The 16690-nt window shown below is 67.6% G+C and carries 15 protein-coding genes, 1 tRNA gene and 1 pseudogene; 9 read left to right on the top strand and 8 right to left on the bottom strand.

Annotation, left to right across the window (positions count from 1 at the left end):
* From yidD to rpmH, 3 genes are all read right to left on the bottom strand, one after another.
* Entirely contained in the window at positions 1-258 is a 258-nt protein-coding gene (gene yidD / locus ACIBG4_RS10990) for a membrane protein insertion efficiency factor YidD (RefSeq protein ID WP_310708156.1), read from the bottom strand.
* 17 nt (positions 259-275) lie between these two features.
* Positions 276-638 carry a ribonuclease P protein component gene (gene rnpA / locus ACIBG4_RS10995; RefSeq protein ID WP_310707766.1) on the bottom strand — a complete coding sequence of 121 codons (363 nt, stop codon included), beginning with the start codon at positions 636-638 and terminating at the stop codon, positions 276-278.
* A gap of 72 nt (positions 639-710) precedes the next feature.
* Positions 711-848, bottom strand: a complete 138-nt coding sequence (rpmH, locus tag ACIBG4_RS11000) for a 50S ribosomal protein L34 (protein WP_043614899.1) — start codon at positions 846-848, stop codon at positions 711-713.
* 458 nt (positions 849-1306) lie between these two features.
* On the opposite strand from rpmH, the gene dnaA reads away from it, so the two are divergent.
* From dnaA to ACIBG4_RS11045, 9 genes and pseudogenes are all read left to right on the top strand, one after another.
* Positions 1307-2887: a chromosomal replication initiator protein DnaA gene (gene dnaA / locus ACIBG4_RS11005; RefSeq protein ID WP_397201639.1), complete on the top strand. Its 1581-nt coding sequence runs from the start codon at positions 1307-1309 to the stop codon at positions 2885-2887.
* Between the two features lie 526 nt (positions 2888-3413).
* Positions 3414-4553 carry a DNA polymerase III subunit beta gene (gene dnaN / locus ACIBG4_RS11010; RefSeq protein ID WP_310707764.1) on the top strand — a complete coding sequence of 380 codons (1140 nt, stop codon included), beginning with the start codon at positions 3414-3416 and terminating at the stop codon, positions 4551-4553.
* A 42-nt stretch (positions 4554-4595) separates the two neighbouring features.
* Positions 4596-5540 (top strand): annotated as a pseudogene (gene gnd / locus ACIBG4_RS11015) (phosphogluconate dehydrogenase (NAD(+)-dependent, decarboxylating)); the annotation flags it as partial.
* Positions 5541-5631: 91 nt separating this feature from the next.
* Complete coding sequence (gene recF, locus ACIBG4_RS11020; RefSeq protein ID WP_310707763.1) at positions 5632-6861, top strand: DNA replication/repair protein RecF; 1230 nt, start codon at positions 5632-5634, stop codon at positions 6859-6861.
* On the top strand, positions 6851-7348 hold the full coding sequence (locus ACIBG4_RS11025) for a DciA family protein (RefSeq protein WP_355441259.1): 498 nt from the start codon (positions 6851-6853) through the stop codon (positions 7346-7348). Before recF ends, ACIBG4_RS11025 begins: the two co-directional genes overlap by 11 nt.
* Positions 7349-7723: 375 nt before the next feature.
* Entirely contained in the window at positions 7724-9667 is a 1944-nt protein-coding gene (gyrB, locus tag ACIBG4_RS11030; protein ID WP_355441256.1) for a DNA topoisomerase (ATP-hydrolyzing) subunit B, read from the top strand.
* Between the two features lie 33 nt (positions 9668-9700).
* Positions 9701-12208, top strand: coding sequence for a DNA gyrase subunit A (gene gyrA, locus ACIBG4_RS11035; RefSeq protein ID WP_355441253.1), 2508 nt, complete (start codon positions 9701-9703; stop codon positions 12206-12208).
* Positions 12209-12211: 3 nt separating this feature from the next.
* Positions 12212-12922 (top strand): DUF3566 domain-containing protein, encoded by a 711-nt coding sequence (locus tag ACIBG4_RS11040; RefSeq protein WP_397201641.1) that lies wholly within the window; start codon positions 12212-12214, stop codon positions 12920-12922.
* A gap of 129 nt (positions 12923-13051) precedes the next feature.
* Positions 13052-13128 (top strand) — tRNA-Ile (locus ACIBG4_RS11045).
* 63 nt (positions 13129-13191) lie between these two features.
* Here ACIBG4_RS11045 and ACIBG4_RS11050 read toward each other — a convergent pair.
* The 5 genes from ACIBG4_RS11050 to ACIBG4_RS11070 form a co-directional block, all read right to left on the bottom strand.
* Positions 13192-14193 carry a tyrosine-type recombinase/integrase gene (locus tag ACIBG4_RS11050; RefSeq protein WP_397201642.1) on the bottom strand — a complete coding sequence of 334 codons (1002 nt, stop codon included), beginning with the start codon at positions 14191-14193 and terminating at the stop codon, positions 13192-13194.
* Between the two features lie 914 nt (positions 14194-15107).
* Positions 15108-15491, bottom strand: coding sequence for a tyrosine-type recombinase/integrase (locus ACIBG4_RS11055; protein WP_397201643.1), 384 nt, complete (start codon positions 15489-15491; stop codon positions 15108-15110).
* A 22-nt stretch (positions 15492-15513) separates the two neighbouring features.
* Complete coding sequence (gene xerC / locus ACIBG4_RS11060; RefSeq protein WP_397201644.1) at positions 15514-16032, bottom strand: tyrosine recombinase XerC; 519 nt, start codon at positions 16030-16032, stop codon at positions 15514-15516.
* 115 nt (positions 16033-16147) lie between these two features.
* A complete protein-coding gene (locus tag ACIBG4_RS11065; protein WP_397201645.1) occupies positions 16148-16306 on the bottom strand; it encodes a helix-turn-helix domain-containing protein in 159 nt (52 codons plus the stop codon).
* 161 nt (positions 16307-16467) lie between these two features.
* Positions 16468-16656 carry a hypothetical protein gene (locus ACIBG4_RS11070; RefSeq protein ID WP_397201646.1) on the bottom strand — a complete coding sequence of 63 codons (189 nt, stop codon included), beginning with the start codon at positions 16654-16656 and terminating at the stop codon, positions 16468-16470.
* Positions 16657-16690: the final 34 nt, after the last annotated feature.

Consider the following 16690-nt stretch of genomic DNA (forward strand, 5'->3'; position numbering starts at 1 on the left):
CTATCTCCCTTGCATTTCGTGGGACCGAACCGGGCGTGGGGGCACCGGGTCTATACCTCCGGGATGAAATGGATGGCACCGCCCGATGCGCCGGACAGTCAGCCAGGTGCCGCGCAATGCACCGTGTACGGCGATCGCCTCGAGTCCGTATGCGCTGCACGAAGGATGGAAACGGCAGTGCGGACCGAGCATCGGGCCGATGAAAGCCCGGTAGAACCGAATGGGGAGGATCAGTGCCCGAGCGGCGAGGCTCGGCATCCCCTGCGGCTGCTCCGTCATCTTTGTCCATCCATCGAGGACTCACGCCGCCTCAGGAGTCGATCCAGTGCGAGGTCAAGCTCGGCGGCTAGGTGCTCGGATCGCGCTGACGCGGCCGGTGGATTGGCGCGTACCACAAGCAGGCTACCTCTCGGCAGCCGTGCGAGACGGTCCCGCATCAGGTGTCGAAGCCGACGCTTGACCTTGTTGCGGATGACGGCGCCACCGACGGCTCGGCTCACCACGAAACCCACCCGAGGTGTCTCATCCCCTGAAACAACGAGATGCACCACCAAAGTGGGGCGACCGGCGCGTCTGCCGCGCTTGATCGCCTCCTGGAACTCCTCCCCGCGCCGCATGCGGGATTCTCGGGACAGCACGTGAAAGGACCGTATACGCCTATTGCCCGCCGGCGGACATCACCGGCGGGCGGACTATCAGGCGCGGGGCGATCAGGCCGACAGCTTCTCGCGGCCCTTGCGACGACGGGCGGCGAGGATGGCGCGGCCGGCCCGGGTGCGCATCCGCAGCCGGAAGCCGTGGGTCTTCGCGCGACGACGGTTGTTCGGCTGGAAAGTACGCTTGCTCACGGGTGGGCTCCAGGCTTGATGGTGCGCCCAGGGGCGCTTGAAACACATGGCTGGCCTGCCGTGGGAGCGAGGGCACGCGAAATAGCCGTCGCGTGGCAAGCCGACCGTCGTACGTTACGGGCCAGACGCGTCCTAGGTCAAACCGGCGGACGCCACCGCGAGGTTATCCACCTGTCCACAGGCAGGTTTTCCACCGCCCCGGCCGCGTCCACAGTATGTGCACCCAGGTGCCACTAGGCTGTGGACAACGTCTTGTACACAGCCTGTGCACATAGCTACTGTCGGCCACTCCAGGGCCATGTGAGGCTGTGGACATCCTGTGGATCACCTGTGGAGATCCTGGGTATCGCGCGCGGTTCCCGGGCTGTGGACGGACGGGGTCGACCGTCACGCGGACGGCGCCCGGGTGTGGATAACAATCGCGGGGGGCCGCGGAAAGGAAGGAGGGGAGTGGCGCCATGAACGCTGCCGAGCTCGCCACGGTCTGGTCCAGGGCTCTGGGCAACTTCATCAACGAGAACGTCCCCGTCCAGCAGCGCACGTGGCTGTCCATGGTCCGCCCGATCGCCGCGGCCGGCGACACGATCGTGCTGGGCGTCCCCAACGACTTCCTCAAGGACCTCATCGAGGGCAAGCTGCGCCAGCCGGTGACGACGGCGCTGTCGCAGGAGCTCGGCAAGGCCGTGCGGCTGGCCGTGATGATCGACACGACGGCCCCCGAGCAGCCTTCCCAAGAGACTCATCAACAGCCTGTGGGCAATGGTTATCCCCAGGGTGTGGATCAGCAGCTGCGTTTCCCACAGCCCCCGTCGTCCCAGCATTACGCCGTTTCGGAGCCCCCGCAGTTCTATTCTCCACAGGCGGAGCCGGCTCAGTCATCCACCGAATATCCACAGCCTGGCTTCACTTTTGAACAGGCCCAGCCGTACACACCGCCTGTGGAGAAAGCGCCGGAGCCGCCGCCGAACCGGTGGGAGGCGAAGAGCACAAAACCGAGCGAACCGGCCAGACTCAACCAGAAGTACACATTTGAGACATTCGTCATCGGGGCCAGCAACCGGTTCGCACACGCCGCGGCCGTGGCCGTGGCCGAATCGCCCGCGAAGGCGTACAACCCGCTCTTCATCTATGGCGACTCGGGGCTCGGCAAGACGCATCTCCTGCACGCCATCGGTCATTACGCGCAGAGCCTGTACGACGGCGCGCGGGTGAGGTACGTGAGCTCGGAGGAGTTCACCAACGACTTCATCAACAGCATCCGCGACCACAAGGCCGACGGCTTCCGCGGGCGCTACCGCGCGATCGACATCCTGCTCGTGGACGACATCCAGTTCCTGGAGGGCAAGGAGCAGACGCAGGAGGAGTTCTTCCACACCTTCAACACGCTGCACAACGCCAACAAGCAGATCGTCATCTCCAGCGACCGGGCGCCCAAGCAGCTCATCACGCTGGAGGACCGGCTTCGCAACCGGTTCGAGTGGGGCCTGATCACCGACGTCCAGCCGCCCGAGTTGGAGACCCGCATCGCCATCCTCAGGAAGAAGGCGATCCAGGAGGGCCTGGCCGCGCCGCCCGAGGTGCTGGAGTACATCGCGAGCCGCATCTCCACCAACATCCGCGAGCTCGAGGGCGCCCTGATCAGGGTGACCGCGTTCGCCAGCCTCAACCGGCAGGGCGTCGACCTGCAGCTCGCCGAGGTGGTGCTGAAGGATCTGATCACCTCCGAGTCGGGCCCGGAGATAACGATCGCGACCATCATGGCCAAGACCGCCGAGTACTTCGGCATCAGCATCGACGACCTGTGCGGCAGCTCGCGCAGCCGGGCGCTGGTGAACGCCCGTCAGATCGCGATGTACCTCGCCCGCGAGCTGACGGAGCTGTCGCTGCCGAAGATCGGCCAGCAGTTCGGCGGCCGCGACCACACGACGGTGATGCACGCGGAGCGCAAGATCCGGTCCCTCATCGCGGAGCGCAGGTCGATGTACAACCAGGTCAATGAGCTGACAATGCGCATCAAACAGACCACCAGCGGGTCCTGAGCAGTTATGCACAGCCTGTGGATAACACTGTGGACCAGGGGAAACGCGCACGGACGGCCGTCAGCCGCCCCACAATGCCCGGAAATTTCGCCCACAAGGGCTGGGGATAAAGCTGGGGACATCCTGCGGATAACTTGGGGACAACCTGTGGATGTCCTGTGGACGCCCTGTGCACAGTCATCTGAGGCCGCGCGAACAGGCGGTTTACCCCGTGGATAACCGGTGGAAACCTTGTGGATGACCGGTGGATGAACACCCCCTGGTCTGGGGACAGCGTGTGCACAACTTTTCGTCATCCCCAGGCGGCGAAGTTGTCCCCAGGCGTCACCCACAGGGGCGGTGGATGAAAACAGGCGGCCTGAGCAGCGGAAACGCCGGTTGTCCACAGTATCCACACCCCCTAGTGTGATGACCACTTATCTCATCTAGAAAGAACTCAAGACCCATAGAAGGGTTCTCCCGGACCGGAGGTGCGGGAGGCGAGACACTTTGAAATCTCAACGAGGCACCCAGGAGGCTGATCACGGTGATGTTCCGAATCGAGCGAGACGTCCTCGCTGAGGCGGTGGCATGGACGGCGCGCAGCCTTCCCGCCCGCCCGTCGGTACCCGTGCTCGCCGGCATGCGCATGGAGGTGACCGACGAGCAGCGGCTCAAACTCTCCGGCTTCGACTACGAGGTCTCCGCCCAGGTGACGCTCGAGCTCCAGACCGGCGAGCCGGGAGTCGTCCTCGTCTCCGGCAAGCTCCTCGCCGAGATCACCCGCTCCCTTCCCGCACAGCCTGTGGACTTCGTGGTGGACGGCGCCAAGGCGGTCGTCACGTGCGGCAGCGCGCGATTCACACTCCTCACCATGCCTGTGGAGGACTACCCGACGCTCCCGGCCATGCCGCCGGCCGCCGGGCGGGTGGGCAGCGACGTGTTCGCCTCCGCCGTCGCGCAGGTCGCCGTCGCCGCCGGCCGTGACGACACGCTGCCGATGCTCACCGGCGTCCGCATGGAGATCGAGGGCGACCTGGTCACCCTCGCCGCGACCGACCGCTACCGCCTGGCCGTGCGCGAGCTGAAGTGGCAGCCCGGCCAGCCCGACATCTCGGCCGTCGCGATGATCCCCGGCAAGACCCTCGCCGACACGGCCAAGGCCCTCGGCTCGTCCGGCGCCGAGGTGGAGATCGCGCTCAGCTCGGCCGGCGGCGCCGGCGAGGGCATGATCGGCTTCTCCAGCGGCGGCCGGCGCACCACCACGCGCCTGCTCGACCCCGAGTTCCCCAAGTACCGCTCGCTGCTGCCCACGGAGTTCTCCGCGCGCGCCGACCTGTCCACAGGCCCGTTCGTCGAGGCGGTCAAGCGCGTGGCCCTGGTCGCCGAGCGCAACACCCCCGTGCGTCTCGCGTTCAGGAGCGGCGAGGTCGTGCTGGAGGCCGGCAGCGGCGACGAGGCGCAGGCCGTCGAGGTGCTGCCCGTGGACTACGAGGGCGAGGAGATGAACATCGCCTTCAACCATCAGTTCCTGCTGGAAGGGCTGGGTGCGATCGACTCCGACGTGGCCCGGCTGCAGATGACCACGTCCACCAAGCCCGCCATCCTCACCGGGGGCAAGCCGGTGGACGGCGACGGCGCTCCCGACTACCGTTACCTGATCATGCCGATCCGCCTGTCAGGCTGAAGCTGACATCAGGGATGATGGAAGCCTGACAAGGGGGTAGAGCAAATGCAGATCGGCATGATCGGGCTCGGCAAGATGGGCGGCAACATGGCCGAGCGCCTCCGGCGCGGTGGCCATGACGTCGTCGGATACGACCACAACCGCGAGGTCAGCGATGTGGGCAGCCTGAAGGAGCTGGTCGAACGGCTGGAGGCGCCGCGCGCGGTCTGGGTGATGGTCCCGGCGGGCAAGCCCACCCAGCAGACGATCGACGAGCTCGGGCGCCTGCTCAGCGAGGGCGACATCGTCGTCGACGGCGGCAACTCCCACTACGTCGACGACCAGAAGCACGCGGCGGAGCTGGCCGAGAAGGGCATCGGCTTCGTCGACTGCGGCGTCAGCGGCGGCGTCTGGGGCCTGGAGAACGGCTACGCGCTCATGTGCGGCGGCGACAAGGCCGCAGTCGGCCACCTGATGCCCGTGTTCGAGACGTTGAAGCCGGAGGGCGAGGACGGCTTCGTCCACGCGGGCGACGTCGGCGCGGGCCACTTCGCGAAGATGGTCCACAACGGCATCGAGTACGGCATGATGCAGGCCTTCGCCGAGGGCTGGGAGCTGCTGGAGGCGTCCGACGTCGTCAAGGACGTGCGCGGCTCGTTCAGCAGCTGGCGCACCGGCACGGTCATCCGGTCGTGGCTGCTGGACCTGCTCGTACGCGCCCTCGACGACGACGAGCGCCTCGACCAGCTCCGCGGCTACGCCCAGGACTCGGGTGAGGGCCGCTGGACGGTCCAGGCCGCCGTCGACCACGCGGTGCCCCTGCCCGTGATCACCGCGGCGCTGTACGCGCGGTTCGCCTCGCGGCAGGACGACTCCCCCGCGATGAAGGTCGTCGCGGCGCTGCGCAACCAGTTCGGCGGCCACGCGGTGACCGCGGCCGAGGGCTCCACCGAGAAGGGCGCGGACGCGCCCGGCGCCGACGTCACCCCGCCGCGCGAGGCGCAGTAGGGCCTTCCGCGTCAGGCTCGTCCCCCAGGTTTTCCACAGGTGGGCAAGCCGGTTGCCCACGTGACCGGCGTGGCCCACTAACCTTCGTGGGGTGCACGTCGCCCACCTGTCGCTGACCGACTTCCGGTCCTACGCCTCCGTGGAGCTCGGCCTGGAGCCGGGCGTCACGGCGTTCGTCGGACCCAACGGCCAGGGCAAGACCAACCTGGTCGAGGCCCTCGGCTACGTCGCGACGCACTCCAGTCACCGGGTGGCCACCGACGCGCCCCTGGTGCGGCAGGGGGCGAGCCGGGCGATCGTGCGGTGCGCCGTCCACAGGGACGACCGGCGGGCGCTGGTGGAGCTGGAGATCAACCCGGGCCGGGCCAACCGCGCCCGGCTCAACCGCTCGCCCGCGCGGCCGCGCGACGTCATCGGGCTGCTGCGGACGGTGCTGTTCGCCCCGGAGGACCTGGCGCTGGCCAAGGGCGACCCGTCGGAGCGCCGGCGCTTCCTCGACGACCTGCTGGTGGCGCGGGCGCCCCGGTTCGCCGGGGTGCGGGCCGACTACGAGCGGGTGCTCAAGCAGCGGGGCGCGCTGCTGCGCACGGCCGCGCAGGCCCGCAGAGGCTCCAGGAGCCCCCGTAAGGCCGAGGGCGACTCCGGGTTCGCGGCGGCGGGCGCCGGCGACGTGACGGCCACCCTGGACGTCTGGGACGCCCATCTGGCGCGGCACGGCGCGGAGCTCCTCCAGGCCCGCCTCGATCTGGTCGAGTCGCTGCGCCCGCTGGTCGCCGGAGCGTACGCCGCGCTCGCCCCCACGAGCGCCCCCGCGACCCTCGACTACCGCAGCACGTTGTCCACAGGCGGGGACGGCGCGGAGGACGAAGTCGCCGGTGAGCGGGGATCTTCCGATGCGCAGACGTTATCCACAGACTTGGGGAAAACCCTTGAGGAGCGGATGCGGGAGCGGCTGCTGGAGGTCCGCCCGGCCGAGCTGGAGCGCGGCGTCACGCTCGTCGGCCCGCACCGCGACGACCTCGTCCTCGGCCTCGGCGACCTGCCCGCCCGCGGCTACGCCAGCCACGGCGAGTCGTGGTCGTTCGCGCTGGCGCTGCGCCTGGCCGCGTACGATCTGCTGCGCGCCGACGGAGGCGACCCGGTCCTGATCCTCGACGACGTCTTCGCCGAGCTCGACGGCCAGCGCAGACGCCGCCTGGCCGAGATCGTCGCGCCCGCCGAGCAGGTGCTGATCACCGCGGCCGTGCCCGACGACGTGCCGCCCGAGCTGGCCGGCGCCCGTTTCGACGTCGCAGAGGGGAGCGTGACCCGTGTCCGTTGACGACAACCCCACCGCCCGGGGCGCCGCCATGGCGAGGGAGAAGCTGGCCCAGGCCAAGGCCGACGCGGCCAAGCGCGGCCAGCTCCCCCGCCGTGAGCCGCGGCGCAGGGCGGCCGGCCCCCGCCGGGAGGGCGGCGATCCCCAGCTCTTCGGCCGCGCCATCCGGGACCTGCTGGCCGAGCGCGGCTGGGAGCGGCCGGCGGCCGTCGGCGGCGTGTTCGGGCGCTGGGCCGACATCGTCGGTCCCGACCTGGCCGCCCACACCAAGCCGGAGGGGTTCGAGGACGGCGAGGTGCTGATCGCGGCCGACTCCACGGCGTGGGCCACCCAGGTGCGGCTGCTCGCGCGCACGCTGCTGCGACGGCTCAACGAGGAGCTGGGCGAGGGCACGGTGACGAGGGTCAAGGTCAAGGGACCGCAGCACGGGCCGCGTCAGGGCGGCCTGCGGGTCACGGGGAGCCGCGGCCCGGGCGACACGTACGGCTGAGCGGGCGAGGGCGGAGGACCGGCCCGCGACCAGCCGTACGCGATCGGGAACGGAGAGCGGACAGGCGCGGAAAACCGATCAGAAGCCCGCAGGAGCGATGACCCCGCACCCATGGGGGGGAAGGCTTGCGCGGGGGGTCAACGAGCGACAGGGCAATACAGGGGCGTTCAATGCCACCTTGGGCGCTCGGACCCGGTAGAATGAAAGCGGATTCCGGACACGTCCGCTTGCGTGTCACCCCCGGCGCGCCATGCGACGTCGACTCCCCCGGGTGACCAGCGCAACGGGGCACTCACGACGGTGACGGGCACGGCAGGGGCAGCTGGGCAAGAGAGCGCCTCCCTGCCGCGTGTCCGCGGCAGGAGGATTTGGGACTTGTCCTACGACGCTAGCTCAATCACCGTACTCGAAGGGCTTGAGGCGGTTCGCAAGCGCCCGGGTATGTATATCGGATCGACCGGTGAGCGCGGTCTGCACCACCTTGTCCAGGAGATCGTGGACAACGCGGTGGACGAGGCACTCGCCGGTCACGCGGACCGCATCGACGTCACACTGCTGGCCGACAACGGCGTCCGGGTGGTCGACAACGGGCGTGGCATCCCCACGGGCATCCACCCTGTGGAGAAGCGATCCGCGGTCGAGGTGGTGCTCACCACGCTCCACGCGGGCGGCAAGTTCGACGGCAAGTCGTACGCCGTTTCGGGTGGTCTGCACGGCGTGGGTTCCGCCGTGGTCAACGCGCTGTCCACAGCCATGAACGTCGTGGTCAAGCAGAACGGGCGCGTTCACCGCCTGAATCTCGTCAACGCCAAGCCCGTCGCGCCTCTGTCCATCGACGAGGAGACCGACGAGACCGGCACCGAGGTCACTTTCTGGGCCGACCCCGAGATCTTCGAGACCACCACGTGGAACTTCGAGATGCTCTCGCGCCGGTTCCAGGAGATGGCGTTCCTCAACAAGGGCCTGACGATCACGCTGGCCGACGAGCGGCCCGACCACGTCAACGGCGAGTCCGTCAAGGTCGAGTACCGCTACGACGGCGGCCTGTCCGACTTCGTCACCCACCTCAACTCCAAGAAGGAGCCGGCGCACGCGTCGGTCATCGACTTCGAGGAGCAGGGCGACGGCATCTCGGTCGAGATCGCCATGCAGTGGAACAACTCCTACTCGGAGTCGGTCTACTCCTTCGCCAACGTCATCAACACGGCCGAGGGCGGCACCCACGAGGAGGGCTTCCGCGCGGCGCTGACGTCCATCGTCAACCGCTACGCGCGCGAGCAGAAGTACCTCAAGGAGGGCAAGGACGACAACCTCTCCGGTGAGGACGTCCGTGAGGGCCTGACCGCGATCGTGTCGATCAAGCTGGCCGACCCGCAGTTCGAGGGCCAGACCAAGACCAAGCTGGGCAACACCGAGGCCAAGTCGTTCGTGCAGAAGGCCTGCAACGACCATCTGCGCGCGTGGTTCGAGCGCAACCCCGGCGAGGCCAAGGACATCATCAACAAGTCGCTGCAGGCCGCCAGGGCGCGCCTCGCGGCCCGCCAGGCGCGCGACCTGACCCGGCGCAAGTCGCTGCTGGAGTCGGGCAGCGGCCTGCCCGGCAAGCTCGCCGACTGCCAGTGGAACGACCCCGACAAGTGCGAGCTGTTCATCGTCGAGGGCAACTCCGCGGGCGGCTCCGCCAAGGGCGGCCGGGACTCCCGCTTCCAGGCGATCCTGCCGATCCGTGGCAAGATCCTCAACGTCGAGAAGGCCAGGGTCGACAAGGTCCTGCAGAACGTCGAGGTCCAGTCGCTGATCACCGCGCTGGGCACCGGCGTCCACGACGAGTTCGACATCAGCAAGCTGCGCTACAGCAAGCTGATCCTGATGGCCGACGCCGACGTCGACGGCCAGCACATCACCACGCTGCTGCTGACGCTGCTGTTCCGGTTCATGCGGCCGCTGATCGAGGGCGGCCACGTCTACCTCTCGCAGCCGCCGCTGTACAAGATCAAGTGGGACCGGAAGGGTGAGGACGCGTCCTACGCCTACTCCGACCGGGAGCGCGACGCGATCATCCAGGAGGGCATCGCCCGCGGCAAGCGCGACCCGCGCGCCCACGACGGCGTCCAGCGGTTCAAGGGTCTCGGCGAGATGAACGCCAACCAGCTGTGGGAGACCACCATGAACCCCGACAGCCGCATCCTGCTGCAGGCCACCCTCGACGACGCAGCCCAGGCCGACGAGATGTTCAGCGTGCTCATGGGTGAGGACGTCGAAGCACGCCGGGCGTTCATCATCCGCAATGCGCGAGATGTCCGTTTCCTGGACGTGTAGCGACAGCCGTACCTCAGAAAAGGATCTTCACACGTGACGGAAGTGAACACTCCGCCTCCACCGTCGCCCGATCGCATCGAGCCGGTCGACATCCAGACCGAGATGCAGCGCAGCTACATGGACTACGCGATGTCGGTCATCGTCTCGCGTGCGCTGCCCGATGTGCGTGACGGCCTGAAGCCGGTGCACAGGCGAGTGCTGTACGCGATGTACGACGGCGGCTACCGCCCCGACCGCGGGTACTTCAAGTGCTCGCGCGTCGTCGGTGACGTCATGGGTTCGTACCACCCGCACGGCGACACCTCGATCTACGACGCGCTCGTGCGGCTGGCGCAGCCCTGGTCGCTGCGTCACCCGCTGGTCGACGGCCAGGGCAACTTCGGCTCCCCGGGCAACGACGCGCCCGCGGCGATGCGCTACACCGAGTGCAAGCTCGCGCCCATCGCCATGGAGATGCTGCGCGACATCGACAAGGAAACCGTCGATTTCCAGCCCAACTACGACGGCCGCTCCCAGGAGCCCGTCGTCCTGCCGGCGCGCTTCCCCAACCTGCTGGTCAACGGCTCGGGCGGCATCGCGGTCGGCATGGCCACCAACATCCCGCCGCACAACCTGCGCGAGGTGGCCGAGGCCGTCAAGTGGGCGCTGGAGAACCCGGAGGCGTCCGAGGAGGAGCTGCTCGAAGCCGCCATGGCGCGCGTCAAGGGCCCCGACTTCCCGACCAGCGCGCTGATCGTCGGCCGCCGGGGCATCGAGGACGCCTACCGCACCGGCCGTGGCTCGATCACCATGCGGGCCGTGGTGGAGGTCGAGGAGGACAACAAGGGCCGGCACGCCCTCGTCGTCACCGAGCTCCCCTACCAGGTCAACCCGGACAACCTCGCCCTGAAGATCGCCGAGCTGGTGAAGCAGGGCAAGGTCACCGGCATCGCCGACGTGCGCGACGAGTCGTCGTCGCGGGCCGGCCAGCGTCTGGTCATCGTGCTCAAGCGCGACGCCGTCGCCAAGGTCGTGCTCAACAACCTGTACAAGCACACCCAGCTCCAGGACACCTTCGGCGCCAACATGCTGGCCCTGGTCGACGGGGTGCCGCGCACGCTGCGGCTCGACCAGTTCATCTCGTACTACGTGCTGCACCAGGTCGAGGTCGTCGTCCGGCGTACCCGCTTCCTGCTGCGCAAGGCCGAGGAGCGCGCCCACATCCTGCGGGCGCTGCTCAAGGCCCTGGAGCGGCTCGACGACGTGATCGCCCTGATCCGCGCGTCCGAGTCGGCCGCCGCCGCCCAGCAGGGCCTCATGGGCATGCTGGACATCGACGAGATCCAGGCGCAGGCCATCCTCGACATGCAGCTGCGCAAGCTCGCCGCCCTGGAGCGCCAGGCGATCCAGGACGAGTTCGACCACCTCATGGCGCAGATCGCCGACTACCAGGACATCCTGGGCTCCGAGTCGCGGCAGCGGCAGATCGTCGGCGACGAGCTCAGCGAGGTCGTGGCCCGCTTCGGCGAGGACCGGCGTACCGAGATCACCGCCTACGACGGCGACATGTCCATCGAGGACCTGATCGCCGAAGAGGACATCGTCGTCACCATCACCCGCGGCGGTTACGCCAAGCGCACCCGCACCGACCTCTACCGCGCGCAGAAGCGCGGCGGCAAGGGCGTGCGCGGGGCACAGCTGCGGCAGGACGACATCGTCGACCACTTCTTCGTCACCACGACCCACCACTGGCTGCTGTTCTTCACCAACAAGGGCCGCGTCTACCGGGTCAAGGCGTACGAACTGCCCGACTCCGGACGTGACGCGCGTGGCATGCACCTGGCCAACCTGCTGGCCATGCAGCCCGACGAGACCGTCATGGAGGTCCTCGACCTGCGTGACTACGACGTCGCCCCGTACCTCGTGCTCGCCACCCGCAGCGGCCTGGTCAAGAAGACCCGCCTGTCCGAGTACGACTCCCCCAGGTCCGGCGGCCTCATCGCCATCAACCTGCGTGAGGACGACGAGGTCATCGGCGCCCGGCTGGTGTCCGAGGAGGACGACCTGCTGCTCGTCTCCAAGGGCGCGCAGGCGATCCGCTTCACCGCCTCCGACGACGCGCTGCGCCCGATGGGCCGCGCGACCAGCGGCGTCATCGGCATGCGGTTCCTCGATGGCGACGAGTTGCTCGCCATGAATCGCATGGCCGACGGCCAGCACGTGCTTATCGCGACCAAAGCTGGGTACGCCAAGCGGACCCCAGTTGAGCAGTATCCGGTTCAAGGTCGTGGCGGTAGAGGTGTGCTGACTGCGAAAATCGTAAGCTCCCGTGGCAAGCTGGTCGGAGCCGTCATGGTCAACCCAGAGGACGAGGTCTTCGCGATCACGTCCGCCGGTGGGGTGATCCGGACGAGTGCCGGCGAGATCAAGCAGTCCGGCCGCCAGACCATGGGAGTGCGTTTGATGAACCTCGCCGAAGGCGACAGTGTGGTTGCCCTCGCCCGCAACGCCGAGTCTATGGAGGCTGCGGTGGACATCGAGGAAGACGGGGGAGGAGAGTAAGTCATGAGCGCCCAGGGTGGTAGCCCCAGCGCGAGGACGAAGGCGGCTCGGGACAACGGGCAGAAGCCGAAGAAGTCCGCCGAATCCGAGACCTTCGACAAGCCTGAGGAGGACAACGCGACGGCCGTGCACCCGATGCCGACCGCGCCGCCGTCCTCCTCGGCCCCGCCCGCGGGGGCCAAGCCGGCACCGACCGGCCCCAAGCCCACGCCCGCGGACCAGCAGGACGGCAGGGGGGCGTCGTCGGGCATCCGGCCGTCACTGACGTCGGAGGCGCCGCCGCAGCTGGAGCTGTCGTCGTCGAAGAAGAAGTCCTCCTCGTCGGGAGCCCGCCTCCCCCGCAAGGCCCACCTGGTGCTGCGCCGCATCGAGCCGTGGTCGGCCATGAAGTTCAGCTTCGTGGTCTCGCTCGTCTGCTTCGTGGTGCTGTTCGTGGCGGTCGCCGTGCTGTACGGCGTGCTGTCCGCGCTGGGCGTCTTCGACTCGATCGTCGACCTGGTCAACCAGCTCGGCCAGGGTGAGCAGGGCCAGACGGCGCTGCCCATCGACATCGCCTCATGGTTCGAGCCGGTCCGCATCCTGGGCTACACCGCCCTGATCGGAGCGGTCAACGTCGTGCTCATCACCGCCCTCGCCACGCTGGGGTCCGTCATCTACAACGTCGCCTCCGACCTGGTGGGCGGCGTCGAGGTGACCTTCAGCGAGGCCGAGTAGGCCGCGCCGCTCGCGCCGCCCCGGGTCAACGGGTGCGGCGCGAGCACGGGCGCGGACACGGTAAGCTTTTCCTCGTTCGAGCAACCGGTTCGCGTCGGTAAGGCCGATGCGATACGGTGCGGTGTGCGCGGGGCTATAGCTCAGTCGGTTAGAGCGCTTCCCTGATAAGGAAGAGGTCCCAGGTTCAAGTCCTGGTAGCCCCACCAGCAGAAAGCCCCGAAGCGATCAAGCTCCGGGGCCGTTTTACTGCAACCGGTACTGCAACGGACTTACTCGAAGAGCTCGTTGACCCTTTTGAGCGCGTTCTCCCGGCTCTCGCCGTCGCCGTGGGTGTAGATCTCCATCGTGACCGAGATGCGGCTGTGGCCAAGGATCTCCATCGCGTCACGCGGTGAGACACCCAGCTTCTTGAGCAGCGATGCGGCGGTGTGCCGGAGATCGCGAACACGGATCGGCCGTAGCTCGTTCTTCTGCACGATCCGGGCGAAGGACCGGGCCAGGTTTCGCGGCTCAATGGGCCGGCCGGACTTGGTCGTGAACACGAGTCCCGTGTCCACCCAGCTCTCCCCCGCCTCGTCCTTGAGGATCTTCTGTCCGCCCCGCTGGATCTCCAACGCCTCGCGGACGATGCCGAGCAGCGGCAGCGATCGATTGCCGGCCCTGGTCTTCACCGGCCCGTGATGGAGCTCCGCTCCCACTCGGACGAGTTGCCGCCGAATACTGACATGCCCTTCCTCGAAATCCACATCGACCCACCGCAGCCCCAGTGCCTCTCCCCGCCGCAGGCCGTAGAGCAAGAGCAGCACGAAGGCGGGGTACAGCGGATCGGGCCGCGCTGCCCGAAGGAACGCCCGTGCCTCGTCGGCCGTCCACGGCTGATTGCGCTTCGAGTCGATTGCCGGAAGAGTCGCCAGCCGCGCGACGTTGCGGGAGATGATCTCTTCTCGCATGGCACGAGTCAGAGCCGCGCTCAGCACGTTCCGCATGACATGAACTGTCCCGATCGCGTGATCTTCGCTGTTGATCTTGGCGTTGAGGAAGGTCTGAACCTCGGCGACCGTCAGACGGTCAAGGCGGCGCTCCGCGCCGCCGCGCGGCCCTGCGCTCGGCCGCACGCTGCGCGTGCGGCCTGGGGGCCGTTCTCGCGCGCGGCCGTGCTCGGGCCGCTGGCATTGGGTCCACCGCAGTTTGCGAGCTTCGTAGTGCGGGGCCTCCCATGACTCGTCTACGAGATCGAGGCCAAAGCCGAGGCGTTTACGCTCAGCCTCCATATGCCTGTGGAGCCCGCGAGATCAGAAGGCTCGACCGCAGTTGAAGACCCACCTACGGCAACCCGTGCAAACCACTTTTCCGGCCTCGACGTGCACTAAGCAGCTCGTTGCCCGGCTTTTTGTCGGGCGTCGGCCATATCGTTGTGCAGTCAATGCGCGGCCCCAGATGACTGGATGAGTGGCCCTCTGTTGCCCCAGAGAGCCACTCGCACATCCAGTCAGGCCACAACGGTCAGTCACCGAAAGGACGTATCGATGACGGTACTAGGTAGGTCTGACGAAAGCGGCACGACCTCTTCAGGTTCGGAGAAGGAGCCCCCACGTATTCAGGTGCGGTGGGTGGTGATCATCGCGATCTCGATCGCGGTCGGCTTCGTGGCTGGAAGCCCGGCGGCGGGGATCGGCGCGGGCTTGGCTGCCGCTGTCGCGCTCCACGTGATGATGTCTTAGCTGCCTCTGGCTCGAAGATGTTGAGAGGTGCGGCTCGGCCTTCCGCCTGTGCTCCTTGAGAGGGCCGAGCCGTACACCGGTTGATGCTTCATCCCAAGCAGCGTCGCAGCACGTGTCATTCAGGCGGGAGCAGCGCACCCCTCACGATCGCCATGCGGTGGTGTGTCTCCGCAGATGGCTGGGGGCGATCGCCGGGCCGGAGCTTCGTTCCTCAGCCCCGGCCCATCGGAGACTGTGGTTGATGTTCGAGGCGGTACTGCAACCAGTACTGCAACAGCTCCTAACAACCGCTCATGCCCACGTCCTTCCGCCACTGGTGGGGACGCCGTTAGACACATCTGGCCACGGTCCGGATAGTCCTGATAAGGAAGAGGTCCCAGGTTCAAGTCCTGGTAGCCCCACCCAGCTAGAAGGCCCGTTCCGATCTCTCGGACGGGCCTTTGACGACAGTAGGGACGGCAACGCTACTCGCCGCGTCCCCCGAAGAGCTTCCCCGAGATCCTACCGATGGCTTCCCTGTGGGCGTCCTGATCACCGTGCGTGTAGATCTCCATCGTGACCGAGATGCGTGCGTGACCCAAGATCTCCTTAGCGTCTCGGGGAAAGACCTTCAGGTCCTTGAGCATCGGGCCCGTGGTGTGCTGAAGGTCGTGCAACCTGATCCGTCGTAGGCTGTTCTCCTTGATCACGAGATCGAAGGCGCGGCCCAGGTCGGTCGGTTCGACAGGTCCGCCCGAGCGGGATGCGAAGACGAGCCCCGAGTCCTGCCACGTCTCCCCCGCCTTACGCTTGGCGTCGGCTTGGAGCCCCGCGTGTCGATCAGCCCCATCTCGGACGAACAGAACCAAGGGCAGGGTGCGCCGGCCCGCGTCAGTCTTGACCGCACCCGGACGAGCTTGCCCTTGATCCGCTGGATCTGCCACTCAACCCGGATCGTGTTCGCGTCGAGGCCACGTCCTCCCACCCGATCCCGAGTACTTCGCCGCGCCGGAGCCCGTACACCAGGAGGAAGACGAACGGCAGGTAGTACGGCAGGGGCTTGGCCGCCTTGAGGAAAAGTCGCGCCTCATCCGCCGTCCAAGGCCGGATCGTTGACGGCTTGGGAGAGGAAAGCGTGACCAGGCGAGCCGGGTTGCTGGGGATCAGTTCCTCACGCATCGCCCGAGTCAGAGCCGCGCTGAGCGTGACCTTCATGGCGTAGACCGTGCCGACCGAGTGACCCGTGCTGATCTGCCGATTCAGGAAGGTCTGGATGGTGGCGACGCGCAACCGGTCGAGCCGTTGCTTGCCGAGACTGGGCTTGAGGTAGAGCCGAACCATGGTCTCGTACTTGGCGTACGTGGTGTCCCGCAGCCGCAGCGGCGCGACGTGTTCGAGCCAGCAGTCCAAGTAGGGTACTTGCGGACCCTCTTGTGCGTGCCATCCGAGGCCAGGACGAACGCGACCCCCTCCCAACGCCCGTCTTTCGTCCCTTCGCCGTTCGCCCGCCGGGACTTCTTGGCCATCACGCCGCCTCCTCCCTGAGCGGGGCAACAAACTCATCCAGAGCTGCGACCGGCACACGCCGGCTACGACCGACCTTCACCGACTCCAATTCGCCGGAGCGGATCAGGTTGTAGATCTGCCATCGAATCAGGCCGAGGACTGCCATCACTTCCGGCACTTGCCGTCGTTCAATGCGGCGGCTCCGCCGCCGCAGCGCGCGGCCCTCCTCGCGCGAGCATGCGGCCTGGGGGCCGGTCTCGCGCGGGAGCCGTGCGCTGAAGAGCGACGGTCGGCCAGGCACCTCACGGACTCAGCAAATCACCCGAGGTCCCCTGCGCCTTAGCGGAAACCGTCCGTCAGGACCAGGTAGACAAGGAGAACCGCGCCGACAATAAGCCCTGCGTAGGCCATCGAACCGAGAGCGCTACCCGGTTTCGAAGCCCGGGGTTTCTTGCCAGAGTTCTGGATCAAGGCCGCGAGCACAACCCAGGCGATGGCGATGAAGACGGCGGCAAACGTGTCAGTCATGGTGAGCCGATCGTTCCTGAGATCCCGGAAGCGA

The organism is Nonomuraea sp. NPDC050383 (genome assembly GCF_044459125.1).
GTDB lineage: Bacteria > Actinomycetota > Actinomycetes > Streptosporangiales > Streptosporangiaceae > Nonomuraea.

Coding starts and splice junctions, on each gene's coding strand:
- ACIBG4_RS11050 (WP_397201642.1), bottom strand. CDS start 14,193: ATGGAGGCTGAGCGTAAACGCCTCGGCTTTGGCCTCGATCTCGTAGAC.
- yidD (WP_310708156.1), bottom strand. CDS start 258: ATGCCGAGCCTCGCCGCTCGGGCACTGATCCTCCCCATTCGGTTCTAC.
- dnaA (WP_397201639.1), top strand. CDS start 1,307: ATGAACGCTGCCGAGCTCGCCACGGTCTGGTCCAGGGCTCTGGGCAAC.
- ACIBG4_RS11040 (WP_397201641.1), top strand. CDS start 12,212: ATGAGCGCCCAGGGTGGTAGCCCCAGCGCGAGGACGAAGGCGGCTCGG.
- ACIBG4_RS11070 (WP_397201646.1), bottom strand. CDS start 16,656: ATGACTGACACGTTTGCCGCCGTCTTCATCGCCATCGCCTGGGTTGTG.